This window comes from Exiguobacterium algae (genome assembly GCF_018617875.1).
In the GTDB taxonomy this organism is placed as follows: Bacteria; Bacillota; Bacilli; order Exiguobacteriales; family Exiguobacteriaceae; genus Exiguobacterium; species Exiguobacterium algae.
Genome location: NZ_JACSKZ010000002.1, coordinates 374,823 through 400,120, shown reverse-complemented (window position 1 = coordinate 400,120; position 25,298 = coordinate 374,823). Strand labels below are relative to the sequence as shown.

The 25,298-nt window shown below is 48.3% G+C and carries 23 protein-coding genes and 1 other annotated feature; of the genes, 20 read left to right on the top strand and 3 right to left on the bottom strand.

The genetic code is table 11. The features are described from left to right. Nucleotides 1-6 precede the first annotated feature (6 nt). The 15 genes from KNP03_RS07250 (at nt 7) to KNP03_RS07180 (ending at nt 16,566) form a co-directional block, all read left to right on the top strand. Nucleotides 7-693 carry a hypothetical protein gene (locus KNP03_RS07250; protein ID WP_214827499.1) on the top strand — a complete coding sequence of 229 codons (687 nt, stop codon included), beginning with the start codon at nt 7-9 and terminating at the stop codon, nt 691-693. 67 nt (nt 694-760) lie between these two features. Continuing rightward, a complete protein-coding gene (gene recD2 / locus KNP03_RS07245; RefSeq protein ID WP_214827496.1) occupies nt 761-2,971 on the top strand; it encodes an SF1B family DNA helicase RecD2 in 2,211 nt (736 codons plus the stop codon). Between the two features lie 308 nt (nt 2,972-3,279). Further along, nucleotides 3,280-5,922, top strand: a complete 2,643-nt coding sequence (gene alaS, locus KNP03_RS07240) for an alanine--tRNA ligase (protein ID WP_214827494.1) — start codon at nt 3,280-3,282, stop codon at nt 5,920-5,922. A 37-nt stretch (nt 5,923-5,959) separates the two neighbouring features. Next, nucleotides 5,960-6,226: an IreB family regulatory phosphoprotein gene (locus tag KNP03_RS07235; RefSeq protein WP_214827492.1), complete on the top strand. Its 267-nt coding sequence runs from the start codon at nt 5,960-5,962 to the stop codon at nt 6,224-6,226. 1 nt (nt 6,227) lies between these two features. Further along, nucleotides 6,228-6,650: a Holliday junction resolvase RuvX gene (gene ruvX / locus KNP03_RS07230; RefSeq protein ID WP_214827490.1), complete on the top strand. Its 423-nt coding sequence runs from the start codon at nt 6,228-6,230 to the stop codon at nt 6,648-6,650. A gap of 13 nt (nt 6,651-6,663) precedes the next feature. Then, nucleotides 6,664-6,960, top strand: a complete 297-nt coding sequence (locus KNP03_RS07225; RefSeq protein WP_214827487.1) for a DUF1292 domain-containing protein — start codon at nt 6,664-6,666, stop codon at nt 6,958-6,960. A gap of 70 nt (nt 6,961-7,030) precedes the next feature. Continuing rightward, nucleotides 7,031-8,173: an endolytic transglycosylase MltG gene (gene mltG, locus KNP03_RS07220; protein WP_214827484.1), complete on the top strand. Its 1,143-nt coding sequence runs from the start codon at nt 7,031-7,033 to the stop codon at nt 8,171-8,173. 66 nt (nt 8,174-8,239) lie between these two features. After that, nucleotides 8,240-8,881 (top strand): O-methyltransferase, encoded by a 642-nt coding sequence (locus KNP03_RS07215; RefSeq protein ID WP_214827481.1) that lies wholly within the window; start codon nt 8,240-8,242, stop codon nt 8,879-8,881. A gap of 16 nt (nt 8,882-8,897) precedes the next feature. Continuing rightward, complete coding sequence (gene udk / locus KNP03_RS07210) at nt 8,898-9,533, top strand: uridine kinase (RefSeq protein WP_214828295.1); 636 nt, start codon at nt 8,898-8,900, stop codon at nt 9,531-9,533. 67 nt (nt 9,534-9,600) lie between these two features. Further along, a complete protein-coding gene (greA, locus tag KNP03_RS07205) occupies nt 9,601-10,074 on the top strand; it encodes a transcription elongation factor GreA (RefSeq protein ID WP_214827477.1) in 474 nt (157 codons plus the stop codon). A 54-nt stretch (nt 10,075-10,128) separates the two neighbouring features. Further along, a complete protein-coding gene (gene mtnN, locus KNP03_RS07200; RefSeq protein ID WP_214827474.1) occupies nt 10,129-10,839 on the top strand; it encodes a 5'-methylthioadenosine/S-adenosylhomocysteine nucleosidase in 711 nt (236 codons plus the stop codon). A gap of 78 nt (nt 10,840-10,917) precedes the next feature. Beyond that, nucleotides 10,918-11,877: a beta-ketoacyl-ACP synthase III gene (locus tag KNP03_RS07195; protein WP_214827471.1), complete on the top strand. Its 960-nt coding sequence runs from the start codon at nt 10,918-10,920 to the stop codon at nt 11,875-11,877. Next, nucleotides 11,874-13,106 carry a beta-ketoacyl-ACP synthase II gene (gene fabF, locus KNP03_RS07190; RefSeq protein WP_214827468.1) on the top strand — a complete coding sequence of 411 codons (1,233 nt, stop codon included), beginning with the start codon at nt 11,874-11,876 and terminating at the stop codon, nt 13,104-13,106. The genes KNP03_RS07195 and fabF overlap by 4 nt, the downstream gene beginning before the upstream one ends. Before the next feature lie 66 nt (nt 13,107-13,172). Then, the gene (locus KNP03_RS07185) at nt 13,173-14,705 is read left to right on the top strand and encodes a peptide ABC transporter substrate-binding protein (protein WP_214827466.1); all 1,533 of its coding nucleotides are present in this window, start codon (nt 13,173-13,175) and stop codon (nt 14,703-14,705) included. 202 nt (nt 14,706-14,907) lie between these two features. Then, nucleotides 14,908-16,566, top strand: coding sequence for a peptide ABC transporter substrate-binding protein (locus KNP03_RS07180; RefSeq protein WP_214827464.1), 1,659 nt, complete (start codon nt 14,908-14,910; stop codon nt 16,564-16,566). A 92-nt stretch (nt 16,567-16,658) separates the two neighbouring features. Here the strand turns inward: KNP03_RS07180 and trpS are convergent, their stop codons facing one another. Both trpS and KNP03_RS07170 read right to left on the bottom strand, forming a co-directional pair. Next, complete coding sequence (gene trpS / locus KNP03_RS07175) at nt 16,659-17,660, bottom strand: tryptophan--tRNA ligase (protein WP_214827463.1); 1,002 nt, start codon at nt 17,658-17,660, stop codon at nt 16,659-16,661. A 50-nt stretch (nt 17,661-17,710) separates the two neighbouring features. Then, nucleotides 17,711-17,919, bottom strand: a binding site (T-box leader). Nucleotides 17,920-17,961: 42 nt separating this feature from the next. Continuing rightward, nucleotides 17,962-18,234 (bottom strand): DUF3899 domain-containing protein, encoded by a 273-nt coding sequence (locus KNP03_RS07170; RefSeq protein ID WP_240544499.1) that lies wholly within the window; start codon nt 18,232-18,234, stop codon nt 17,962-17,964. A 379-nt stretch (nt 18,235-18,613) separates the two neighbouring features. Here KNP03_RS07170 and KNP03_RS07165 point away from each other — a divergent pair, with 379 nt between their 5' ends. The 5 genes from KNP03_RS07165 to KNP03_RS07145 all read left to right on the top strand — a co-directional run bounded on the left by KNP03_RS07165 (nt 18,614) and on the right by KNP03_RS07145 (nt 24,536). Further along, nucleotides 18,614-20,233: a peptide ABC transporter substrate-binding protein gene (locus KNP03_RS07165; RefSeq protein ID WP_214827453.1), complete on the top strand. Its 1,620-nt coding sequence runs from the start codon at nt 18,614-18,616 to the stop codon at nt 20,231-20,233. A 304-nt stretch (nt 20,234-20,537) separates the two neighbouring features. After that, nucleotides 20,538-21,464, top strand: coding sequence for an oligopeptide ABC transporter permease (opp3b, locus tag KNP03_RS07160; RefSeq protein ID WP_214827450.1), 927 nt, complete (start codon nt 20,538-20,540; stop codon nt 21,462-21,464). Next, nucleotides 21,464-22,489 carry an oligopeptide ABC transporter permease gene (gene opp3C, locus KNP03_RS07155; RefSeq protein ID WP_420827880.1) on the top strand — a complete coding sequence of 342 codons (1,026 nt, stop codon included), beginning with the start codon at nt 21,464-21,466 and terminating at the stop codon, nt 22,487-22,489. The genes opp3b and opp3C overlap by 1 nt, the downstream gene beginning before the upstream one ends. A gap of 23 nt (nt 22,490-22,512) precedes the next feature. Beyond that, complete coding sequence (locus tag KNP03_RS07150) at nt 22,513-23,586, top strand: ABC transporter ATP-binding protein (RefSeq protein ID WP_214827446.1); 1,074 nt, start codon at nt 22,513-22,515, stop codon at nt 23,584-23,586. After that, entirely contained in the window at nt 23,586-24,536 is a 951-nt protein-coding gene (locus KNP03_RS07145) for an ABC transporter ATP-binding protein (protein WP_214827443.1), read from the top strand. Before KNP03_RS07150 ends, KNP03_RS07145 begins: the two co-directional genes overlap by 1 nt. Before the next feature lie 74 nt (nt 24,537-24,610). Here KNP03_RS07145 and KNP03_RS07140 read toward each other — a convergent pair whose 3' ends face one another. Beyond that, nucleotides 24,611-25,144 carry an HD domain-containing protein gene (locus KNP03_RS07140; RefSeq protein ID WP_214827439.1) on the bottom strand — a complete coding sequence of 178 codons (534 nt, stop codon included), beginning with the start codon at nt 25,142-25,144 and terminating at the stop codon, nt 24,611-24,613. Between the last annotated feature and the right edge of the window lie 154 nt (nt 25,145-25,298).

Here is a 25,298-nt window from a genome sequence, read left to right as displayed (position 1 = left end):
AACAGGTTGAGGAAATGGAGCATTGTCAGTGTCGTCATCTTTTTTGTGTTGGAGTATTGGTGGCTCAACCGATTAATCGACAGAGTGAACGTACGGCTTGAGGACGGAAAGTGGACGAATACCATTTTGTATCAGGTCGTGATTGAACCCCGGGGAATGGTGAGTCTACTTTTCATTCTTCTCGGAAGTCTATTCGTAGTGGGATTTGTCATTCATTATTTGTTTTACACCCCGAAATCATGGCAAGCGACGATGGCACATGTGGGGATCGGATGGACAGTACCGCTCCTTCTCGTCCTTCTTGCGCTTGTAATCCCGAATGTATACGTCCAAGTCGGGTTACTTGTTTTACAATTTACGTTCATCCCGCTTATTCCTTATGTGGGTCAAACGGTTCCGTTTTGGAAAATCGTCACGAATTGGCTCGTTCAGTTAGCGGTGATTGGCGTCATTTTGTATGGGGGACGTGGCATGGTAGAGGACGTCATTCGGGTTGAAAAGACCGAATTGTTCTCGCGTCTTGAGTCGTATGAGGCATCCGGTGATTTAGAACGAATCGAGCGCCTGATGGAGCAAGTCGATCTCGAACAGGTCGAACGAATATTGGACAAAGTGGATATCGAACAGCTGATTCGAATTTTGGAAGTCGTTGATTTGGACAGAATCGAGCAGCTTTTGGATTTGTTCAGCTAGACGATTTGTCCGATCGATTCAACTCGGGCTATAATGAGGGATGGAAAAATAGCTGGAGGTGTCAGATATGATGACAGCACCTTACGAGTTGACAGGTAAAGTCATTCGAGTCCTGTTTCAATCAGAAGAAGAGGCGCATACGATTGCGCTTGTACGCATAAAAGAAAAGAACTTTGAGACGGACGAGACGGAAATGGTCATCGCTGGCGTCGGGGTCGGTATTGAAAAAGGGGAAACGTATAAAGCCCATGGCCGACTCGTCGAACACCCCCGGTTCGGGAAGCAGATGAAGGCCGAATGGATTCGTCGCGTCGTGCCGATGACAAAACGGGCCGCCGTCCGTTTCTTGACGAACGGTTCCTTTCCGGGCATCGGACAAAAAACGGCACAAAAAATCGCAGACACGCTCGGTGATGATTGTATCGACCAGATCGTGAAACATCCGAGTGTCTTATCGAATGTGGACGGGCTGAAAGAAAAGCAGGCGCGCGTGATCACAGAACGGTTAAACGTGCTATACGGTGTCGACCAGCTCCTGCTGTTTTTGGCGCCGTTTGACGTGACGCCCCGTCTCGCTTCAAAGATTCATAAAGAGTATGAAGGCCGGGCGATGGAGACGATCGAGAAGAATCCATATGCGCTGATGTATGATGTCCAGGGCATCGGGTTTAAGACAGCCGATGCGATCGCCGCGCATTTCGGGATTCAAGGGATACATCCGGAGCGGATTGCGGCAGCCGTCTTATACGTGCTTGAACTCGAGCAGGGGAACGGACATCTGTACGTGACCGCCGAGCAGTTGGAGTCCGAGATGCCACGTATTATCGGGGCAGACCCGGGAGAGGCGCTGGTGTCGGCGCTCGAGACACTCGCCAAGGACGAACGCGTCGTCATCGAGGACGGCGTCGTCTATCATCCTCGTGTCTATCGGGCGGAACGAAAAGCGGCAGAGGAATTGGCGCGTATCATGGCGACATCTTCAACTGAGGAAGTAGATATGACGACAATCTTTGATGCGATCGGTCGAGTCGAGGAGATGTTCTCGATCGAATATGCGACGCAACAGCGTGAGGCAATCGAGCTCGCACTCAAATCACCGCTCATGGTGCTTACCGGAGGACCGGGTACCGGAAAAACAACAGTAGTCCGAGGCATCATTCATGCGCTCAGTGATGTGTTCGATTGGAAACTGGAGCCGGTACCGAATCAACCGTTCCCGTTCGTGTTGGCCGCACCGACCGGCCGGGCTGCCAAACGATTGAGCGAATCGACCGGATTACCGGCTTCGACCATTCACCGCCTGTTGAAATTCGACGGGAGTTCGTTCCAAGTCGATGAGACGAATCCGCTAGTCGGGAAAGTCCTCATCGTCGACGAGGCATCGATGATTGATATTTTCTTATTCAGAAGCTTGCTTAAGGCCGTGCCGAACGGGATGAAAATCTTATTTGTCGGGGACCGCGATCAACTTCCTTCGGTCGGTCCGGGTCAAGTGCTCGCTGATTTGATGGCGACCGACGGCATCCCGGTCGTCCGACTTGACGTCGTTCACCGTCAGGCATCCGAGTCGAGTATTCTTCGCCTGGCGCACTCGCTCAATGCGAAACGAATGCCGGATGATCTGCTCGCGGCTCTGCCGGATCGCCGCTTTTATACGGCAAATCAGGAGACGGCGCTCCAAGCGATTTGTCAAATGGCGGATGCGGCGCTTCGGAAAGGCTATTCCCCGTTTGATATTCAAGTGCTCGCTCCGACGTACCGGGGGGTATGCGGGATTGACGGCTTGAACGAGGCGCTTCAAAACGTCTTTAATCCGAAGTCGACGGCGCGGGAAGTGAAGCATGGTACCCGGATCTATCGGAACGGCGACAAAGTGCTTCAGCTCGTGAACAACGCCGAGGAGAATGTCTATAACGGCGACATCGGAGAAATCACCAATATTTTTTATGCGAAAGAGAATGTCGACAAGGTCGATAAGATTTATATTCGATTTGATCAGACGGAAGTCGAGTACAACCGGAGTGACTGGGATCAATTCACGCATGCCTATGCGATCACGATACACAAATCCCAAGGGTCAGAATTCCCAATCGTGCTCATGCCGGTGTTCTTTACGGGGGGCTTCCGTTCATCACGGAACTTGATCTATACAGCCGTTACCCGGGCGAAGAAAAGTCTGCTCCTATTCGGAGACGTACGGGCGTTCGAAGCGGCAACGCGTGAAGAGGAACCGGTTCGTCGAACAAAATTGGTCGAGCGACTCGGAGGCAAGTCTTGACGTCCTCGCAGGCGCGTGTGATAATGACGAATAGACAACTGAAACGAAAAAGACGATGAAGGAAATGAGTACGTCGTCACCGCCTCTACAGAGACATCTTCCAAGGCTGCGAGAAGATGGGGGTCGGCCGACCGAAGCTATTCTGGAGTCCCCACTCAACCTGGGCGCCTCATCCCCGTTACCGGATGTTCGAGGCACGGTGTTTACCGTGCGAACGAGGGTGGTACCACGAAGCGATGCTTTCGTCCCTTTCCAGGGGCAGGCATCGTTTTTTTTTCGTTTCGCTTTAGAACAAGGAGGAATTGCAGATGAAACCGCTCAAACCATTAACTGGCGCACAGATTCGCCAAATGTACTTAGATTTCTTCAAGTCAAAGGGGCACAGCATTGAACCGAGTGCCTCACTCGTACCGGTCGATGACCCGACCCTTCTTTGGATCAACTCAGGGGTGGCGACGTTGAAAAAATATTTTGACGGTCGCGTCATTCCGGAAAACCCGCGAATCGTGAACGCACAAAAGTCGATTCGTACGAACGATATCGAAAATGTCGGAAAGACTGCACGTCACCATACGTTCTTCGAGATGCTCGGGAACTTCTCGGTCGGTGAATATTTCCGTGAGGAAGCGATCACGTGGGGCTGGGAACTCTTAACGAGTGATGAATGGTACGGACTTGACCCGGACCGTCTCTCTGTCACCATCCACCCGGATGATGAAGAATCGAAGCAAATTTGGTTGAAGCTCGGAGTACCGGCAGACCGCATCATTCCGCTTGAAGATAACTTCTGGGAAATCGGTGAAGGCCCATCAGGTCCGAACACAGAGATCTTCTTCGACCGTGGACCGGCGTTCGGTGACGACCCGACTGACCCTGAACTTTATCCGGGCGGAGAGAACGAACGATACCTCGAAATCTGGAATATCGTGTTCAGCCAATACAACCATGACGGCCATGGCAACTACACAGAATTGCCGCGTAAAAACATTGATACCGGGATGGGACTCGAACGGATGGCAAGTGTCATGCAGGATGTCCCGACGAACTTTGACACAGACCTCTTCATGCCGATTATCCGCGAGACAGAACGCATCAGCGGTATGAAATATCGTGAGGATAGCAGTAAGGACGTCGCATTCAAAGTCATCGCAGACCACATTCGGACTGTTTCATTCGCAATCGGCGATGGAGCGCTCCCGTCGAATGAAGGACGCGGTTACGTCCTCCGTCGTCTCCTCCGTCGTGCGGTTCGTTATGCGAAGATGCTCGGCATCGAGCGTCCGTTCATGTATGAGCTCGTCGATGTGGTCGGAGACATCATGGTCGACTTCTATCCGCAAGTGAATGAGAAGAAAGATTTCATCAAGAAAGTCATCAAGAACGAAGAAGAACGTTTCCACGAAACGCTCAATGACGGGCTTGCAATCTTGAATGAGGTCGCGAAAGCACAAAAAGCGGCAGGTTCGAACATGATCAGCGGCCAAGATGCGTTCCGTCTCTATGACACATACGGGTTCCCGCTCGAGTTGACAATCGAGTATGCAGAAGATCACAAATTGACGGTCGACGAAGACGGGTTCAAAGAAGCGATGAATGAACAGCGGGAACGTGCTCGTCAAGCGCGTGCGGATGTCGACTCGATGCAAATCCAGTCAGGTGTATTGGCAGATATTAAAGTGCCATCGACGTTTGTCGGATATGCAAACTTGCAGACAGAAGCGAAAATCGTCAGCTTGATCCATGAGGGTGAATTGGTGGATGTCGTCGGTGCAGGGGAAGAAGCGCAAGTCATTCTCGACCAGACGCCGTTCTATGCAGAGAGTGGCGGTCAGATCGGTGACAAAGGACAAATTGTCGGAGCTGATTTTGTCCTTCAAGTAAAAGACGTCTCTAAAGCACCGAACGGTCAAAACTTGCATACGGTAACAGTCGAGTCAGGAGTCGCGAAAGCGGAAGTCGCGGTCACCGCAACAGTTGACCAGGCTTCACGCCAGGCCATCGTGAAAAACCATACGGCAACGCACCTCCTTCACCGTGCACTCAAAGACACGCTCGGTGAGCACGTCAACCAAGCGGGCTCACTCGTCACACCGGACCGCCTTCGTTTTGACTTCTCTCACTTCGGCCAAGTGACGTCTGAAGAACTCCAGTCGATCGAACGTCAGGTGAACGAGAAGATTTGGGCATCAATCGGCGTCGACATCGAAGAGATGAACATTGCGGATGCGAAAGCAAAAGGCGCAATGGCGTTGTTCGGTGAAAAATATGGAAATGTTGTCCGCGTCGTGTCGGCAGGCGATTACTCTGTCGAACTTTGTGGAGGCTGCCACGTATCGAACACGGCGGAAATCGGACTCTTCAAAATCTTGTCGGAGTCAGGAATCGGTGCCGGAACACGTCGGATCGAGGCGGTAACAGGTGCAGGCGCATATGAAGTCATGAACGAACAAATCGAGACGCTCGAAGCGGCTGCAAAACTTCTCAAAACGAAACCGCTTGAAGTACCGGCACGCGTCCAGGCGCTCCAAGCTGAAGTGAAAGAAGTCGAACGGGCTTCCGAATCACTTAAAGCAAAACTGGCTAACATCGAGGCGTCATCGCTCACAGATGCGGTTGAAACGATTGGGGATGTTCAGTTGATCGCAAAACGCGTCGACGGACAAGACATGGATGCGCTTCGCAGCATGGTCGACGACTTGAAAGGCAAGCTCGGATCAGCCGTCATTATCCTCGGTTCGGCGAACGGTGAGAAAGTCAACCTCGTCGCGGGTGTGACAAAAGACCTAAATGATCGTGGTTTCCATGCCGGAAAACTGATCAAAGAAGTGGCGACGCGTTGCGGCGGAGGCGGCGGTGGCCGTCCGGATATGGCGCAAGCAGGTGGGAAAGATGCGACAAAACTTGATGAAGCATTGAAGTTTGCTTCACATTACGTCCAATCACTGGCATAATAGAGTGTGAAGTGCAAACGGAAAGAGGTGGATTCTTGTGAGCCAAATGGATCGCACGATGCAATTCAATTTTCCAGAAGATGATCAACGAGCCAACACTCGTGAAACACTGATTACTGTATATCAGGCACTCGAGGAAAAAGGTTATCAACCGATCAATCAAATCGTGGGATACTTGTTGTCAGGTGACCCTGCCTACATTCCACGTCATAATGATGCGCGAAACTTGATTCGCAAAATTGAGCGAGATGAACTACTCGAAGAGTTGGTCAAATCGTATTTGAGCGATCGTAGAGAGGGATAATATGAAGCGAGTCATGGGACTCGATGTCGGTTCGAAGACAATCGGGGTTGCAGTGAGCGACCTCATGGGATGGACGGCGCAAGGTGTGGAGACGGTGTATTGGACCGAACCCGACTTTGATGAGGCCGTTCGTCTCCTTCGTCCGTTTATCGAGCAGTACGATGTGAAAGAAGTCGTCGTCGGTCATCCGAAAAACATGAATGGGACGATTGGCCCACGTGGAGAAGCGTCTGAAGCGTTCGCTGAAGCGTTCACTGCGCAAACCGGCCTACCGACAATTCTTGTAGATGAGCGGTTGACGACGATGCAGGCGGAGCGGATGCTCATTTCAGCAGACGTTAGCCGAAAAAAACGCAAGGCCGTCATCGATAAGATGGCAGCCGTCATGATTTTACAAAATTACCTGGACCGTTCCGGGAAATAAGGAGGAATTCCTCATGGCAGAAATCCGTCGTGAAGAAGAAATGTACCGTATCCCAGATGAAAATGGAGACGAGCATTTATTTGCAGAGATTTTCCGTATGACAAGCGACCGCACGAAAAAGACATTTGTCGTTCTCGAGCCGGTCGGCGCCCCGGAAACAGAAGATGAAGATACAATCGAAGTATATGCGTTTGAAATTGAAGAACTTGAGGATGGCGAGTTCATCTTGAAGCTTGTCGAAGACGACGAAGACTTCGAAGAAGTGATGGAAGCATTCGACATCGTCAGTGACGAAGTCGGTCTAGACTAAACATGGGAAGGGCGACCAGGGTGCACCCCTCGTCGCCCCTCTTCATAACAGAAGAACAGGGGAGAAATGCATGAACTATCCATCGATGCCAGATGAGAAGCGTGCACGTAGCCGGATTGTTCGTCGAATCACGGTTGTCATCCTTGCAGTCTTTCTTCTCGTCATCGCCACGGGATCTGCTCTCGCGTACGTATTCGTGAAGCGCTCGGTTGAACCGATTGACCCGACTTCTACAGAAACCGTTGAAGTCGAGGTGCCATATGGTGTTGGTTCAGGATATATCGGTGAACTACTTGAAGAGAAAGGCCTCGTAAGGAGTAGCACGATTTTCCGCTTATACACACGGTTTAAAAATGAATCATCGTTCCAGGCGGGGACGTATACGCTGTCTCCGTCATTATCGCTCGATGAAATGATTTCGACACTGAAGACCGGTAAAGTGATTGTCGTTCCAGACATCAAGCTGGTCATTCCGGAAGGGTTTACCATTGACCAGGTAACCGCACGTCTAGCGAAGACGGCCGATCTTCCGAAAGAACAGATATCGGAAAAGTTGAGTGACCGTGAATACATCCGTTCGCTCGTAAACCAGCACGAGATGTTGACAGAAGAAGTCCTTGCCGATGGAATCTATCATCCACTCGAAGGCTACTTATTCCCAGCAACGTACGAATTCAACAAAGGTGTGACGCTTGAAGAAATCATTGAAAACATGCTTGAGCCGACAGAACGTTTGTACCAGGAAAACAAAAATCAAATCGCAGCATCTGGTCGAACGTTCCATGAATTATTGGCCCTCGCATCAGTGGTCGAGAAAGAAGCCGTCACGTCAGAAGACCGTAAGGAAATTGCAGGCGTGTTCGAGAATCGTCTAGCAGATGGAATGAAACTACAGTCCGACCCGACAGTTTGGTATGGGACTGGAGAATCATCGATCTTCACAACATTCGCGGATCTTGAAAATGATTCGTTGTATAATACGTATCGATATGGAGGAATTCCAATCGGTCCGATCGCATCGGTCAGTCGGGACGCCTTCGAGGCGACACTGAATCCGAACGATACGGAAAACTATTATTTCTATGCCCGTCCTCCGCGGGAAGATTTCCCGAAAGGGGAGGTCTTGTTCGAGGTGAGTTATGAGGACCATCAAAAAAATGTGAGCAAGTATCGTTCTGAATGGGAAGAATTTGAGGAAGCAAACAAAAATTGATGGGACTGCGACCGGAAGCTGAAGCTTCCGGTCGTTTGAATGATGAGAGAGTAAGAGGTGTAACGAGTGGACCATGCATCCTATGAAGGATATGTAGAAGAGTTAATCAAAGAACGCTCCCCGTTGCTGATGGAAATGGAGGCATTTGCCCGTGAACACCACGTGCCCATCATGGACTTGACGGGGTCGGAAGTGTTATTGTCACTGTTGGCCATGCAACGTCCTGCCCGGATTTTAGAGGTGGGGACGGCCATTGGATATAGCGCGATTCGAATGGCGGAACTTTTACCGGAGGCACAAATCGTCACGGTCGAACGAAACGCCAGAAGATATGAAGAGGCACTCGGCTTTATCGGACGGTCTGGTGTCTCAGACCGTATTACCGTCATTCACGGGGATGCCGTAGAGTTGATTGGGTCCATCGAAGGGCCGTTTGATGCGGTCTTTATCGATGCGGCGAAAGGTCAATATCAAAAATTCTTTGATGGGTATGGCGCTTTAGTACCGATTGGTGGTACGATTTACAGCGATAATTTGTTTTTGAGAGGGGATGTGCTGCTCGAAGACGTGTCTGTACTAGACCGTCGCCGACGCCGGCTCGTCCGTCTTGTGAAACAGTTTACTGAGCAATTGATGGCACGGACCGATTATCATACTGCAATTTTGCCCCTTGGTGATGGCCTAGCAATCAGTCGTAAATTACGATGAGGAGGACTTAACTTTGATGCAACATAAACCCGTCATTATTGGCGTGGCCGGGGGTACCGGTTCTGGAAAGACGACAGTAGCCCGCGCGCTCGTAGATGCGTTTAAAGGACAATCGGTCGTCATGATCGAGCAAGACGCGTATTATAAAGACCAGTCAGAGATGACGATGGAGGAGCGGTATAAGACGAATTACGACCACCCCTTCGCCTTTGATAACGATTTGTTGATTGAACACATTCAACAGTTACAAGCCCACCAGGCAATCGAGAAGCCAGTCTATGACTATGCGGCTCACACCCGTTCCGACGAGACGATTTTAATCGAACCGGTCGATGTGGTCATCGTAGAAGGGATTCTCGCGCTCGAGGATGCCCGTTTGCGTGAACTGATGGATATTAAAGTGTTCGTGGATACGGACGCGGATGTCCGCATCCTACGCCGGATGCAGCGGGACATCAATGAACGTGGACGTTCAATCGACTCTGTCGTCAAACAATACACGAATGTCGTCCGTCCGATGCATTTGCAGTTTTGTGAACCGACAAAGCGTTACGCAGATATCATCGTTCCTGAAGGCGGAGAGAATTTCGTCGCGATTGATTTACTCGTGACCAAAATACGTTGGGTGCTCACTGAGCGTAACCGGGCGTGAGGAAATAAAACGTTTTCAAATCACCCCTAGCTGTAATATACTAGGAGACAATGAAGGAGTGACAGAAATGGCTGAAAAACAACATTACATGACGTTAGACGGAAAAGCGAAGATTGAAAATGAATTAAACGAACTGAAGACGGTGCGCCGTAAAGAAGTCGTTGAAAATATTAAGATTGCTCGTGATTTCGGAGATTTATCAGAAAACGCGGAATATGACGCGGCAAAAGAAGAGCAAGCGATGGTCGAAGGCCGAATCGCACAACTTGAGGAAATGCTCCGTAACTCGGTCATTATCCAGGATGATGCAGCGGACAACTCAGTCGTCTCGATCGGGAAGACCGTGACGTTCTTCATTCAAGAAGACAACGAAGAAGAGACATATACAATCGTGGGTGGCGCAGAGGCGGATCCGTTCACAGGAAAGATCTCGAACGAATCACCAATCGCGAAAGCACTTCTTGGCCGTACGGTCGGAGAAGTGGTGACGGTTCAAACACCAGGCGGCGACATGATCGTCGAGATCAAAGAAATTAAATAATCGTACAGAGCGACCTCCACTCGGAAGTCGCTCTCTTTCTGAGGAGGAATCATGATGAAAATTGGCATTATCGGCGCAATGGAAGAAGAAGTGAACTTACTTCGGAATGAATTGACGGAGCGCGTTGACACGGAAATCGCGAACTATCATTTTTACGAAGGGTACCTCGGCAACATGGAAGTCGTCATTTTGAAATCCGGTATCGGGAAAGTGAACGCGGCGATTGGGACCACGCTTCTTCTCGACAAGTTCAAACCGGATGTCGTCATCAACACCGGATCGGCCGGCGGGTTCAAAAAAGGGATGAAAGTCGGAGATGTCGTCGTCTCGACAGAAGTTCGTCACCATGACGTCGATGTGACCGCGTTTGGTTACGAATATGGGCAAGTCCCGGGCATGCCGCCGGCGTACGAAGCCGATGCGAAACTCGTCGCCGTCTGTAAGGACGTCATTGAAAGTTTACCGGACGTAAATGTTCACCAGGGACTCATCGTCACAGGTGATTCGTTCATCAACGACTCGAATCGAGTGGCCGACATTTTAGGTCATTTCGACGGCGTGGCGGCGGTTGAGATGGAGGCGGCTCCGATCGCACAGACGTGTTACCAGTTTGGCGTGCCGTTCGTCGTCACCCGTTCGATCTCAGACAGCGCGGATGAGGAAGCGAACTTGTCGTTCGATGAGTTTTTGGAGACCGCGTCAATCAACTCTGCGAAGATGGTCATGGCCGTCACAAAACGGTTAGGGCAAGAATCTGCATCATGAAAAACAAGGGGGATGCGTTGACATCCTCTTTTTATTCCCTTATATTAGTACCAGATACTAAGAATAGGGGTCGACGATATGAATATTGGAATCATCGGCATCGGGTCGTTCCTGCCGGACAACCGGGTGACTAATATCGATTTAGAAAAACAAATGGATACGAGCGATGAATGGATTCGGACACGTACGGGAATCGAGGCACGTCATCTAGCGGAAGAAGACGTCACAGTCGCGGATATGGCGACGAAGGCTGCTCAACGCGCGCTTCAGAGTGCGGGTGTATCCATCGACGAGATTGACGCCATCATCTGTGCGACAGCGACAGCACCTGCATTTCCGGCGACAGCCTGCCTTGTGCAGGCGAACCTCGGGGCGAAACGTGCCGTCGCATTTGATGTCAGCGCGGCGTGCAGCGGATTCATATTTGCAATGGATACAGCGAAGAGCCTGATGCAGTCGAAGGGATACAACCGAGCGCTCGTCATCGGGGCAGAAAAAATGGGAAGCTTAATTGATTGGGATGATCGATCGACTGCCGTTCTTTTCGGAGATGGAGCCGGGGCTGTCGTCCTTGGGGAAGACCCAATCGCTTCAATCGATTCGATTCTCTTAGGCAGCGATGGAACGGGTGGAAAACATTTATACGAGAGTGAAGACGGAAAAATCGTCATGAACGGTCGTGAGGTATTCAAGTTTGCGGTCCGTAAAATGCCGGAGATCGTCTTGGAGTCATTGAAGATAGCCGGGAAGTCTCTGGATGATTTAGACGTCCTTGTACCGCATCAGGCGAACCGTCGTATTATTGACGCGGCGATGGAACGATTAGACCTGGAAGAAGATAAAGTCGTCGTCACCATCCAGGATCATGCGAATACGTCCGCGGCATCGATACCGCTCGCGTTAGCAGAAGCGGTCCGTTCAGGAAGAGTTCAAGAAGGTCAGACGATTGTCATTGCCGGTTTTGGAGCCGGTTTGACGTGGGGGGCAAGTTGTCTCACATGGAATAACGCAACAATCACGGAGGAGATTAACACATGAAACGAGTAGTAGTGACAGGACTGGGTGTCGTATCACCGTTAGGTAACGATGTCTCGAAAATGTGGGAACGGTTATTAAACGGGGAAAATGCAGTCGACACGTTAACGAAGATTGATATTAGTCAGTATCCGGCAAAAGTCGGTGCGGAAGTGAAAGAGTGGAATATTGATCACCTGGTCGAACCGAAAGAAGCGAGAAAGATGGATTCTTTCATTCAATATTCGATTTTGGCAGCGGATGCCGCACATAAAGATAGTGGGCTCGACGTCGAGTCGATTGCGGACGAGGTCGGCATTTGGATTGGGAGCGGAATCGGAGGCGTCGAAACAATCGACAAGCAATCGGTCATCTTACACGATCGCGGACCGCGTCGTGTCAGTCCTTTCTTCATCCCGATGATGATTCCGAACATGGCGAGCGGTCAAGTCTCGATCTATCTTGGTGCAAAAGGGCCGAGTAACTGTTCCGTCACAGCCTGTGCTTCGGGAACGAACTCAATCGGGGAAGCGTTCCGGGTCATCCAGCGAGGCGATGCAACAGCGATGTTTGCCGGTGGGGCGGAAGCACCGATCACACCGCTCTCATTCGCAGGATTCTGTGCGAACAAAGCGTTATCAACAAATCCGGATCCGGAAACGGCATGCCGTCCGTTCGATGAAAATCGCGACGGGTTCATTATGGGCGAAGGGGCAGGGGTTCTTGTTCTGGAAGAATATGAACATGCGAAAGCACGTGGTGCGAAAATGTATGCTGAAGTCGTGGGCTATGGAATGAGCTCGGATGCGTACCATATCACGGCACCGTCACCGGAAGCGGAAGGCGGTTCAAAAGCGATGAGTGAGGCGATTCGTGACGCGGGGATCACTCCAAAGGATGTTCAATACATCAACGCCCACGGTACGAGCACGCCGTTAAACGATATGTTGGAGACGAAAGCCATTCGCAATGTTTTCGGGGAACATGCGGATCAACTGGCCGTCAACTCATCAAAATCGATGATCGGTCACCTTTTAGGTGCAGCAGGCGGAGTGGAAGCAGTCATTACGGCCTTATCAATCTATGAAGGCAAGATTCATCCGACGATTCATTGTGAATCACCGGCCGCTGATTGTGACCTTGATTATGTACGTGAAGGCAATCGGGAACTTGACATTCGGTACGCACTCAGTAACTCACTTGGCTTCGGGGGCCATAATGCAACACTTGCATTTGCAAAAGTGACGGACTGATAGTAGAAAAATCATTCAAAAAAGGTTAGGGTATAAGGGTTGGTCTAACAGAAAGGAGCACAGCGGATGAAACGAAAATCATTCCTCGCGGCCGCCTTGTTAGGTGCAATCCTTATGCTTTTTTTCATTGTGTGGATTGTACAACGTGAGCAGGCACGCGAGTTGGTACCACCTGAAGAACAAATTTTAAGCATTCATGGGGAATCTCTCCCAGAGCAACCGGACGTCATGCTCGCCATCGATCCGAGCTCACAAACGGTATTATCTCATTTATACGAAGGACTCTATCGATTCGGGGTCGATGGTTCCATTGAACCGGCACTCGTTGAAACGTTAGAACGTTCTGACGACGGAAAAGTCTATACGTTCACGCTAAGGGAAAGCGTCACATCAAAAGGGAACGCGATCACGGCACAAACGTTCGTCGACCACTTCCGAAAGTTGGCCGACGATGAGACGAATTCACCGTTCAGCTTTTTCTTGGCAGATGTGAAAAATGGAAAGGAAATCAGTCTCGGTCAAGCGGAGCCTGACACATTAGGAGTCAAGGCAATCGATGACAACACACTCGAACTGACGCTCGTCAGACCGATGGAAGGATTCGAGCAAATGCTCGCAATGCCAGCCTTCCTGCCTCAACTATCTCCCGGACCTTGGGAAGAACTGGAGACGAACGGCCCGTTCCAGGTCGAAGCGTTAGATGAAAACCAACTCACGCTACATAAGCATGACGGTTATCGTGAAGCAGAGAAGGTAACACTTGAGAAAATCCTCATCCACACCGAGCGAGAGTCGGAAAAACAAGAAGGGGTCCAACCTCTCCCTTACGGATTCGATGTCTCCACACTAGATGAGGAAATCAGTAAAGTGGTGGACGTCCCACGGAGTGGGGTGTTCTATTTGAAGCCGAATGTTAAGAAGGCCCCGTTTGACGATCCCGAGTTCCGTCGTGCGCTCGCCCTCGTAATCAATCGGAACGAGATTCAGACGTCACTCTCTCGTGCGGAACAGACGACAGAACGACTGTTGGTCATGGATGAAGGGGAGTCGACGACGGCGATTGAAGGGGAGGCCGAGTCTCTCTTTGCCAACGTGAAAAAACGCCTCGGAAATGAGACGGTGGAAATTGAACTTCTTAGTTTTGTTGACGAAGAAGCGCGTCAACTCTCAACACGTTTGAAAAATAATTTAGAAGAGCTGGAAGGTCTTAAGGTCAACGTGACGGAGCTTCCGCTTGGTGAGAAAGTTAGGAAAGAAGTCTCAGGAAACTATGAATTTTCTATTTCGGGATGGCAGCCGGACTATCCACTTCTATCCGCCTATTTGACTCAATTCGAGACGAACAATTATTTAAATTCGAGCCGTTACTCGGATGAAACGTTCGATGAATTGATGGAAAAATCTCGTGTAACCGAAAAATTGTCAGAGCGAAATGACATATTGCGGCAAGCGGAAGCACGATTGCTCGAACAAGGTGTCGTTATTCCAATCTATCAAGCGGGAGTCTCATATCGCGTGGATCAACGTTATGAAGATATCGGATATCCAATCATTGGTCCTTCTTACGTCCTAACCTTTTCGAAAATTTATAAAAAATGAGCTAAAAGCCCGCCATACCAGGCGGGCTTTTAGCCTATGGACAAAATTTTTTAGAAAAATCAAAATAAATACTTTGCAAAATTATCAGAATATTGTATTATTGCTTCAACGGGATTGTGGTAGCAAATACTGTAAAGTGAAAAAACTGAATTTTCTACCATCGTTCATTTCGTTAAAACGAAAAAATCAGGGGGTCATCGCAATGAATAAGAAAAAAGGTTTTGCTTTAGCATCATCGGTAACGCTTCTTTCGAGCGCGTTCCTAGCTGCATGTTCTACAGGAGACGAAGAGAATTCTTCAACTGACACACCAAGTAATGGATCAGGAGACGAAGCGCAAGTCCTCAACTTGCTCGACAGCTCAGACATTCCTTCACTTAACCCAACACTTGCAACGGATGCAGTTTCGTTCAACGTATTGAACAACGTAAACGAAGGTCTTTATCGCATGGACGAGAAAGATCAGCCAACACCAGGTGTTGCTGAGTCTCACGAAGTGTCTGAAGACGGAAAAACGTACACGTTCAAAATCCGTGAAGGTGTTACTTGGTCAAACGGGGAGCCTGTAACAGCGAACGACTTCGAATACGCTTGGAAAGAAGTTCTTAACCCAGACAACGGTTCACAATATGCTTACGTTATGTCAGTTATTGAAGGCGCAGACGCTTACAATGCTGGTGAAGGCGAGCGTGACGCTGTTGGCGTTAAAGCAATCGACGATCAAACACTTGAAGTTAAATTGACTGCACCTGCAGAATACTTCCTCGGCTTGACAAGCTTCGGCGTCTTCATGCCAAAACTTGAGTCATTCGACAAAGAACAAGGCGAGAACTTCGGTACATCTGCTGAAACGACTCTTTACAACGGACCGTTCAAACTCGAAAGCTGGGAGCGCGAACAAGGTTGGAAGATGGTCAAAAACGACGACTACTGGGATGCTGATACAGTCAAACTTGACGAAATCAACGTTAAAGTCGTTAAAGAAGTTTCAACAGGCGTTAACTTGTACGAAAACGGTGATGTTGACCGCACTGGTTTGACTTCTGAGCTCGTTGCTCAATACCAAGACAACGAAGACTTCTCAACTATGGTTGAACCTACACTCTTCTACCTTCAGTTCAACACGAAAGTGGAAGCGCTCAACAACACGAAAATCCGTAACGCGATCGACCGCGCTTACGATAAATCAGCGATCACTGGCACACTTCTTGCTAACGGATCTGAGCCTGCATACTTCCTCGTACCGAAAGACTTCGTAAAAGGTCCAGACGGTAAAGACTTCCGTGAAGCAAATGGCGACATCGGTGAGTACAACGTAGAAGAAGCTCAAAAACTTTGGGAAGAAGGACTTAAAGAAGTCGGAACTGACAAAGTTGAACTTGAACTCCTTAACTACGACTCTGAATCTGCGAAGCAAATCGGTGAGTTCATCAAAGGTGAACTTGAGAAGAACCTTCCAGGTATGAGCGTTTCAATCAAGCAACAGCCGTTCAACAACAAACTTGACCTCGAGAACAAAGGTGAGTTCGAATTCACGTTCGCTGGTTGGGGACCTGACTACCAGGATCCAATGACATTCGTTGACCTCTTCGTCACAGACGGACCATACAACCGTGGTAAATGGTCAAACGAAGAATTCGATAGCCTCATCAAGTCTGCGAAGACAAGCACAGATGCTGATCAGCGTTGGGCTGACCTTCAAGAAGCAGAGAAAATCGTTCTTGAAGAGAACGCAATCTCGCCTGTTTACCAACGTGGATCTGCTCGCCTCACGAAGCCTTATGTTAAAGGAATCGTTGAGCACGGATTCGGTGCAGACTACTCTTACAAGTGGGCTTACATCGAAGGTAAAGAGCAATAAGAATAAGCTTTCAAGAGAGACAGGGACGCCTGTCTCTTTTTTTTGTACAGAGGGAACAATAAAACGACTCTCAATGTGAGAGTCGTCGATGATCATTTCTTCACTTTTGCCCGCTTGCGGTTAAGGCCCATTGCTTTTTCAATCTTCGCTAGATTTTTATTGGCAACGGCTTCAGCTTTCGCTCTGCCTTCATCAAGAATTGTATCCAATTCAGGAGAATTGACGAGTTCGTGGTATCGCTCCTGGATTGGTTCTAATAGTGCGACGACTGCCTCGGCAACGTCCTGCTTGAATGTTCCGTAGTTTGAATCTTTGTATTGCTCGACTAAGTCATTGATAGGTGTACCGGTTGAAAGAGAGTAGATCTCCAATAAGTTCGAGATACCGGGTTTGTTCGCGCGGTCGAAGGCAATCACACCGCTTGAATCCGTCACTGCACTCTTAATTTTTTTACGAATCACGTTTGGTTCATCAAGCATCGAGATGAAGCCTTTGACGTTCGTATCCGATTTTGACATTTTCTTTTCAGGGTTTGTCAAACTCATGATGCGTGCGCCTTCTTTTTGGATGAGCGGTTCTGGAATCGTGAACGTCTCGTAGTATCGTTTATTGAAACGTTCCGCCAAGTCACGCGTCAATTCGATATGTTGTTTTTGATCGTCCCCGACTGGAACGAGTTCCGTTCCGTAGAGTAAAATGTCTGCTGCCATGAGTGTCGGGTAAACGAACAGACCGGCACCGACGTTGTCACTTCCCTGCGACTTGTCTTTATACTGAGTCATTCGACCGAGTTCACCCATACCGGTGATACACGTCAGCATCCATCCGAGTTGAGCGTGCGCCTTCACTTCGGATTGTACAAAAATCGTTGCTTTCTCGGGGTCGAGCCCGCAGGCAAGGTAAAGCGCCGCAAGCTTTCTTGTATTATCCATCAATTCGACCCGGTCGAGAGGAACCGTAATCGAATGAAGGTCCACGACACAATAATACGCATCGTGTTCATCTTGCAAATCGACAAACTGCTTCATTGCACCTAAGTAGTTACCAAGCGTTACGACGCCGGTCGGTTTAATTCCAGAAAAAATAGTTGCCATTTCGACACACCTCCAATAAATATAAAAAACCGCAGTCGTCCACCCGAAAAAATCGGGACGAATAACCGCGGTGCCACCCAAATTTGCATACATATATGCCACTTGAACGCGTTAACGGGCGTGAACCGTCCCGCCATACTTGAGTTCAGGCGGGCCACTCTAAAGTCCATTCATTCAATCGCTTCTCATCTACTCGCAGCACCGTAGACTCTCTGAGGAGAAGGGAGATTCAATTACTTGTCTTTTTCATCGTGTTCTTATTCTGGTTTTAGTTTAGCATACGTTTGATGAAACCAAAAGATTAAACCAATGCAATCAAGAAGGAAAGAACGACACTAACGACCCCAATCAGCACCCAATACCAGGCTGCCTGTTTTCGAAGTTGCCGTTCTTCAACTGACTCTTCTTCGTCTTCTTCATAGTCCGGGTCGATCTCTTTTAATTTGGCACGACGGTTCCGTTTAAAACCGTACATGATGCCATCAAACAGGCCGGTTGCGCTCATATGTGAAAACATACCGATTGCAAACAGCACCATCCCCGATACGAATAGCCCTCCACTTACATGAAACATTATATTTTCGTCACGATAGTAAGAAAAATAGGACCATATAGTGTAGATTGTCGTGAAAATGAGCCACACAAATAATATATTTCTAAACTTTTTCAAACTGCTGTACTCCTTTCGGGAAAATCGAGTGAAATCTGACCGAATTCACGTTCTTTCTATGATAATAGCATGTTGTGATAAATGACGAGTAAGAATTTGAAATGAATGTGAGCGTTTTAATAAGGAGTTGACAGTTTGATTAAAAATTTCTTACAATAGCCCTAACGTTCTTTCGTCGAATACTTTATGAAATATTCAGAAAATTAAAGAAAAAAGTAAGATGTTCCTTCATAAGGTTCATTTGACGAACGGCTATCTTTTCAAAAAGAAAGGGGATATCGCAATGAAGAAAAAATCGATTTTGCTCATGATGACGATCATCTTGGCACTCGGTTCAGTCCTCGCAGCTTGCTCGACAGGCGGAGACTCTGATGGCGGCGGTTCTTCTTCAAATGGAGAAAAAATTCTTCGTTTGACGGATACGTCTGACATCACGACGGCCGACCCGGCCCTCGCGACAGATGCGGTCGCATTCAACTTGATCGCCAACACAATGGAAGGTCTTTACCGTCTTGATAAAGACGGAAAAGCTGTACCAGCTCTCTCGGATGGGGAGCCTGAAGTAAGCGAAGACAACACGGTTTATACGTTCACACTTCGTGACGCTGAGTGGTCAAACGGTGAGCCGGTAACAGCAAACGACTTTGTTTATGCATGGCAACGTGCAGTTGATCCGGCTACGGGTTCACAATACGCATACATCATGAACACGATTAAAAACGCAGAAGCAATCAACACAGGTGACACACCGAAAGAAGAACTTGGTGTAAAAGCAATCGATGAGAAGACACTTGAGGTTACACTCGAACGTCCAGACCCATCATTCCTTTCCCTCACTTCATTTGGAACATTCACACCAATCAACGAAGCATTCGCAACTGAAAAAGGTGAAGACTTCGCGTCTAATCCGGAAAACCTTCTCTACAACGGACCGTTCACTTGGTCTGAGTGGGATCGGGAACAAGGATATAAAATGACGAAAAACGACACATACTGGGACAAAGACAACGTCGCACTTGACACAGTTGACGTTCGTGTCGTAAAAGAAACATCAACAGTTGTAAACTTGTACGAAGCAGGAGAAGTTGACTACGCTGGACTTTCTTCAGAGCAAGTCGCTGCCTTCGAGGAAGATGAAGACTTCAACACAGGACTCCGTTCTTCTGTGGCTTACTTCAAGTTTAACCACGAAGATGAAATCTTCAAAAACGTCGATGCACGTAAAGCAATCGCGCGTGCAGTAGACCCTTCAGGAATCATCGACCAGTTATTGAACAACGGTTCAATCGCTACGACGACGTTCATTCCAAAAGACTTCATCAAATATGAAGATGGAACGGACTTTACTGAAGGCATCAAATACTTTGAGACAAACGCTGACGAAGCGGCGTCACTTTGGGAAAAAGCGACAGGTGGGGAAGCGACGACAATCGAACTTCTCTCATTCGATAGCGAAGTATCAAAACAAATCTCTGAGTACATGAAAGGTCAAATTGAGTCGAACTTACCGAACGTAACGGTAAAAATCGCGCAACAGCCTTTCAACAACAAACTCGATCGTGAAGCAAAAGGGGACTACCAAATGTCATTCGCCCTTTGGGGACCTGACTACCAGGATCCACTTACGAACCTTGGTATCTTCACATCAAACAACGGTCAAAACGACATCAACTACAAGTCAGCTGCATACGACAAGTTGATTGATGAAGCATCGGCTGAAACAGCAATCGATGCCCGTTACGACAAGTTTAAAGAAGCTGAAAAACTCTTGATTGAAGAAGATCAAGCAATCATGCCGATTTATCAAGCCGGTGTTGCTTACTTGATTCGCCCGTCGGTCGAGAACTTCAACCGTCAATTATTCGGTGCTGACTACCAGTACAAATACGTTGACATCAACTAATGGAATGAGGGGGCATGCGATGCGCATGTCCCCGATTTTCTAAAAAATTCTGAAGAAGTAAGAGAAAATACTATTCAAATGTTTTGTTGGTAAAGTATAATGGAGTAACAGTGAAAATTCAGAATAATCTTTAGATAGGGGTATTCTTTATTTTCCATCGCTGTACTAAGAGCCTTGAGATGACGTTTAACCTATTCTTTCAGAAAATTCCTTTCATTTTGTGAATTTAAAAAATGGGTAAGATGTCATAGTGAAGCTGTTGGTGCAAGTGTAGAAAGATTTAGAAAACAGGGGGTTTTTATTAATGGGACGTTATATCCTACAACGGCTGACTTACGGCCTCATCACGTTCTTCTTGATTGCCACGTTCACGTTCTTCCTGATGGACCTGCTCCCAGGTTCTCCGTATCAAAACCAGGAAAAACTGACAGAATCACAAATTCAATTATTGAATGACCGCTATGGTTTGAACGATCCGCTTCCGGTTCGTTACGCGACGTACATCGGAAACATGCTCCAAGGAGATCTTGGTGTATCATTCCGTACGGCTAACCGTCCAGTAACGGATTTGATTTTGGAACGAATCGGCCCATCCGCACAATTAGGGCTCCAGGCATTAGTTCTAGGAACTCTAGTAGGTATTTTGTTAGGTGTCATTGCGGCGATTCGTCATAACACTGTAGTCGATTATGGTGCGATGTTCGTATCCGTTATCGGGATTTCTGTCCCATCGTTCGTTTTTGCAGCCCTCCTTCAGTACTATGTTGGGGTTAAGTTGCAGTTGCTTCCGGTTGCCTTCTGGGAATCACCAGCGCATACGATTCTACCAACAATCTCCTTGTCGCTCGGTGTAACAGCGTCGATTGCCCGTTTCGTACGGACTGAGATGCTTGAGGTCACAGGTCAAGACTATGTTACGCTTGCGAAAGCAAAAGGTCTCAGCGGGAATGCAATCGTATGGAAACATATGGTCCGTAACGCGATGATTCCAGCGATTACGATTCTTGGACCAATGACGGCGGCTCTTTTGACGGGTACATTCGTCATCGAGAAAATCTTCGCGGTCCCTGGACTCGGAGAACTCTTCGTCACATCGATCACATTGAACGATTATACAGTCATCATGGGTACGACCCTCTTCTTCTCGGCTGTATTCATCATTATCATTTTGCTCGTCGACTTGCTCTATGGAGTTGTTGACCCACGTATTCGTCTTGGGGGGAATAACTGATGATTGAAAACAAAAAGAATTTCGAACAGTTTGACCAAGACATGTTCACGCCCGTTGAGATGAATGAACAGCTTGGTGAACGAATTGCCGGCAAAAGTCTAAACTTCTGGCAAGATGCATGGATCCGTCTAAAGAAAAACAGAGCGGCCATCGTCTCGCTTTCGATTATTTTGATTCTCGTATTGCTCGCACTCTTCGGCCCGATGCTTTCAGGTCGTGATGCATACGAGCAAAACATTTCACAAGCGAAGCTTCCACCAAAAGTCACAGGTCTTGAATGGGCCGGATTTGACGGAATGGCGACGCTCGGTAGCCGGGATATTGACTTCTATGAACAAAAGAAAGTAGAAGAAAACTTCTGGTTCGGGACGGACTACCTCGGACGTGATCTTTGGTCACGTATTTGGGAAGGGACGCGAATCTCGCTCTTCATCGGTTTGATGGCTGCCATCATTGATACAGTCATCGGCGTTGCTTATGGTGGAGTCTCTGCCTACTTCGGTGGCCGAGTTGATAACATCATGCAGCGTATTGTTGAGATTTTGACAGGTGTACCGAACTTGATCTTGATCATCTTGTTCATTCTGATCTTCGATCCGGGTGTCTTCACGATCATCCTGGCGATGGCGATCACAGGATGGATCGGGATGAGCCGACTCGTTCGTGGTCAGATTTTGAAACTTAAAAACCAAGAGTTCGTCTTAGCGGCACGCACGCTTGGTGCCTCAAGCGGACGCTTGATTTTCAAACACTTAATTCCAAACACATTAGGTGCGATCATCATCACACTCATGTTCACGATTCCATCTGCCATCTTCTTCGAGGCATTCCTCAGCTTTATCGGGATCGGACTTCAACCGCCACAAGCTTCACTTGGTACGTTGATCAACGATGGATACAAAGAGTTACGGACATTCCCGTTCCTCCTCGTCATTCCATCAACCATCATCGTCTTGCTCATGGTCAGCTTCAACTTGCTTGCCGATGGCTTGCGTGATGCATTCGATCCGAAAATGCGTAAATAATAAAGAAAGAGGGGGACTCGTGCATGGAAACGATTTTATCAGTCCGAGACTTAGCGGTCTCGTTCCACACATATGCAGGTACGGTACAAGCCGTCCGTGGCGTATCGTTTGATTTGAAAAAAGGCGAGACGCTCGCCATCGTAGGAGAATCGGGTTCAGGTAAATCCGTTACTTCGAAGGCGATTATGCGTCTCATTCCGAACCCTCCAGGTGAAATCACGAACGGAGAAATCATGTTCGAAGGAAAAGACTTGGCGAAGCTTTCGGAAAAAGAAATGTTAAAAATTCGTGGTCGCGATATCGCAATGATTTTCCAAGACCCGATGACATCACTCAACCCGACAATGACGATTTATAAACAAATCGCAGAAGGGTTGAAACAGCACCAGGGATTAACTGGTGAAGATGCGAAAAAACGTACGCTTGAGTTGCTCACACTCGTAGGGATTCCAAACCCTGAAGCTCGTTTGAAACAATATCCACACCAACTTTCTGGTGGGATGCGTCAACGGATCGTAATCGCAATCGCACTTGCGTGTAACCCGAAAGTGTTGATTGCCGATGAGCCGACGACGGCACTTGATGTAACGATTCAAGCGCAAATTCTTGAATTGTTAAAAGACATCCAACAAAAAACAGGTACAGCGATCATCTTCATCACGCACGACCTTGGTGTCGTCGCAAACATGGCTGACCGTGTCGCTGTTATGTATGCAGGTCGTCTTGTTGAAAAAGGAACGGTTGATGAGATTTTCTACGAGCCACGTCACCCATACACGTGGGGACTTCTCGGTTCGATGCCGCGTCCGACAGATGACCGTAATGAAGCGTTACCGGCAATCCCGGGTACGCCTCCAAACTTGCTCGATCCTCCTAAAGGGGATGCGTTCGCACCGCGTAACCCATACGCGATGAAGATTGATTTCGAGAAAGAGCCACCGATGTTCCAGGTAAGTGATACACACTTTGCATCAAGCTGGTTATTACACCCGCAAGCGCCAACGGTTAACCCGCCACGCGCGATTCGTGAACTCGCTCTCAAGTATCGTCCGGACAGTGCGTTCGCTAAATCGTTTACGAAAGGTGGTGCTGAATAATGGAACGCGAGAAATTACTCGAGGTAAAGAACCTGAAGCAGCACTTTAAAATTGGTCGTGGCCGTGTCGTAAAAGCGGTCGACGGCATCACATTTGATATTTATAAAGGTGAAGTGCTCGGACTCGTAGGAGAGTCGGGTTGTGGGAAGTCAACGACAGGACGTACGATTATCGGTCTTTATGATGCGACTGATGGCGACGTTGTGTTCAAAGGCGAAAACGTCCACGATAAAAAATCAAAAGCAGACAAGTTGAAATTCAACCGTGCGATGCAAATGATTTTCCAAGATCCATACGCCTCTCTTAACCCGCGTATGACGGTTGCGGATATCATTGCAGAAGGGATCGATATCCACGGTCTTGCGAAAACGAAAGAAGATCGCATGAACCGCGTATATGACCTTCTTGAGACAGTTGGTTTGACGAAAGAGCACGCTAGCCGTTACCCACACGAATTCTCGGGTGGTCAGCGTCAGCGGATCGGGATTGCCCGTGCTCTTGCGGTAGAACCGGACTTCATCATCGCCGATGAGCCGATCTCTGCACTTGATGTATCGATTCAAGCACAGGTCGTCAACTTGATGAAAGAATTACAACGTGATCGCGATTTGACGTATTTGTTCATCGCCCATGACTTATCGATGGTTAAATACATCTCAGACCGTATCGGTGTAATGTATCAAGGTCACCTCGTTGAGCTAGCGACAGCTGATCGTCTCTACGAGAACCCGATCCATGCTTACACGAAGTCGCTCTTGTCTGCGATTCCACTTCCAGACCCAGAGCACGAACGTACTCGTAAACGGATTGTGTACGAATCAACATCTAAAGGACCAGTCGGTCGTGCGGACGAAGATTCGAGCATCCCGCCATTACGTGAAGTCGAGCCAGGACACTTCGTCTCACTTACAGACGAAGAGTACGAAGCGTATAAAGCGCAGCTCGTATAATAGTAAAAAACCCCTCACTTCGGTGAGGGGTTTTCTGCATAAAAAAACATCACACTGAACGGTCAGGTGATGTATCAGCCGTTGGAGATACGAGGAAGATTAGAGAGTCTTTCGACCACTGCGTCAATTCGGCGGACACGTTCTAATGCATCTTCAATCTCCATCGTCTCGTAGTGGTGGAGCCCGCCCGGTTGTTCCACGTACGTATCCGCATCGTGAACGAGCTGCTGAAGTGGTGTACGCTGAATGCGGTTAGGTGGAAGATAGGAGTCGGTGTGAAGTAGGATCATGACGGAAATCTCTTTTGCCCGAGCTGGATCTTCTCCTAAGCGAATCAACAGCTTATGAGCACGCTCTGCACCTTTAATGGCATGGATGTCGTTCTGTCGATACAAGTCATAATTCCATTTACCTTCTGTATACCATTCATAGTGACCGATATCATGAAGTAGGCCGGCTTTTGTCGCGAGGTCGGTATCGAGACCGCGACGAGTGGCCATTTCGAGAGCGCGTTCACATACATCGACGGCATGTTTCAGGCCAGATCGCGTCAAATACTTTTGTGTAACAGGGTGCTGCATAATCGTCTCTAACGTGATTCTCATCATCGCTCTCCTCCTTAAAGAAAAAGGTTATTTCTATAAACTATACAGGTTTTTCGTATTGTTTGCAAACCTCAAGTGTTAAAACAACGGAGAATATTCAAAGAATGATTCACACTTCACATACATGTGTGCTATAATTTGATTATAGATTTAGTGC

Excerpts from the sequence above, each read along its gene's own strand:
- recD2 (WP_214827496.1), top strand. The coding sequence starts at position 761 with ATGATGACAGCACCTTACGAGTTGACAGGTAAAGTCATTCGAGTCCTG.
- alaS (WP_214827494.1), top strand. The coding sequence starts at position 3,280 with ATGAAACCGCTCAAACCATTAACTGGCGCACAGATTCGCCAAATGTAC.
- ruvX (WP_214827490.1), top strand. The coding sequence starts at position 6,228 with ATGAAGCGAGTCATGGGACTCGATGTCGGTTCGAAGACAATCGGGGTT.
- KNP03_RS07225 (WP_214827487.1), top strand. The coding sequence starts at position 6,664 with ATGGCAGAAATCCGTCGTGAAGAAGAAATGTACCGTATCCCAGATGAA.
- mltG (WP_214827484.1), top strand. The coding sequence starts at position 7,031 with ATGAACTATCCATCGATGCCAGATGAGAAGCGTGCACGTAGCCGGATT.
- udk (WP_214828295.1), top strand. The coding sequence starts at position 8,898 with ATGCAACATAAACCCGTCATTATTGGCGTGGCCGGGGGTACCGGTTCT.
- greA (WP_214827477.1), top strand. The coding sequence starts at position 9,601 with ATGGCTGAAAAACAACATTACATGACGTTAGACGGAAAAGCGAAGATT.
- mtnN (WP_214827474.1), top strand. The coding sequence starts at position 10,129 with ATGAAAATTGGCATTATCGGCGCAATGGAAGAAGAAGTGAACTTACTT.
- KNP03_RS07195 (WP_214827471.1), top strand. The coding sequence starts at position 10,918 with ATGAATATTGGAATCATCGGCATCGGGTCGTTCCTGCCGGACAACCGG.
- fabF (WP_214827468.1), top strand. The coding sequence starts at position 11,874 with ATGAAACGAGTAGTAGTGACAGGACTGGGTGTCGTATCACCGTTAGGT.
- KNP03_RS07185 (WP_214827466.1), top strand. The coding sequence starts at position 13,173 with ATGAAACGAAAATCATTCCTCGCGGCCGCCTTGTTAGGTGCAATCCTT.
- KNP03_RS07180 (WP_214827464.1), top strand. The coding sequence starts at position 14,908 with ATGAATAAGAAAAAAGGTTTTGCTTTAGCATCATCGGTAACGCTTCTT.
- trpS (WP_214827463.1), bottom strand. The coding sequence starts at position 17,660 with ATGGCAACTATTTTTTCTGGAATTAAACCGACCGGCGTCGTAACGCTT.
- KNP03_RS07170 (WP_240544499.1), bottom strand. The coding sequence starts at position 18,234 with ATGTTTCATGTAAGTGGAGGGCTATTCGTATCGGGGATGGTGCTGTTT.
- KNP03_RS07165 (WP_214827453.1), top strand. The coding sequence starts at position 18,614 with ATGAAGAAAAAATCGATTTTGCTCATGATGACGATCATCTTGGCACTC.
- opp3b (WP_214827450.1), top strand. The coding sequence starts at position 20,538 with ATGGGACGTTATATCCTACAACGGCTGACTTACGGCCTCATCACGTTC.
- opp3C (WP_420827880.1), top strand. The coding sequence starts at position 21,464 with ATGATTGAAAACAAAAAGAATTTCGAACAGTTTGACCAAGACATGTTC.
- KNP03_RS07150 (WP_214827446.1), top strand. The coding sequence starts at position 22,513 with ATGGAAACGATTTTATCAGTCCGAGACTTAGCGGTCTCGTTCCACACA.
- KNP03_RS07145 (WP_214827443.1), top strand. The coding sequence starts at position 23,586 with ATGGAACGCGAGAAATTACTCGAGGTAAAGAACCTGAAGCAGCACTTT.
- KNP03_RS07140 (WP_214827439.1), bottom strand. The coding sequence starts at position 25,144 with ATGATGAGAATCACGTTAGAGACGATTATGCAGCACCCTGTTACACAA.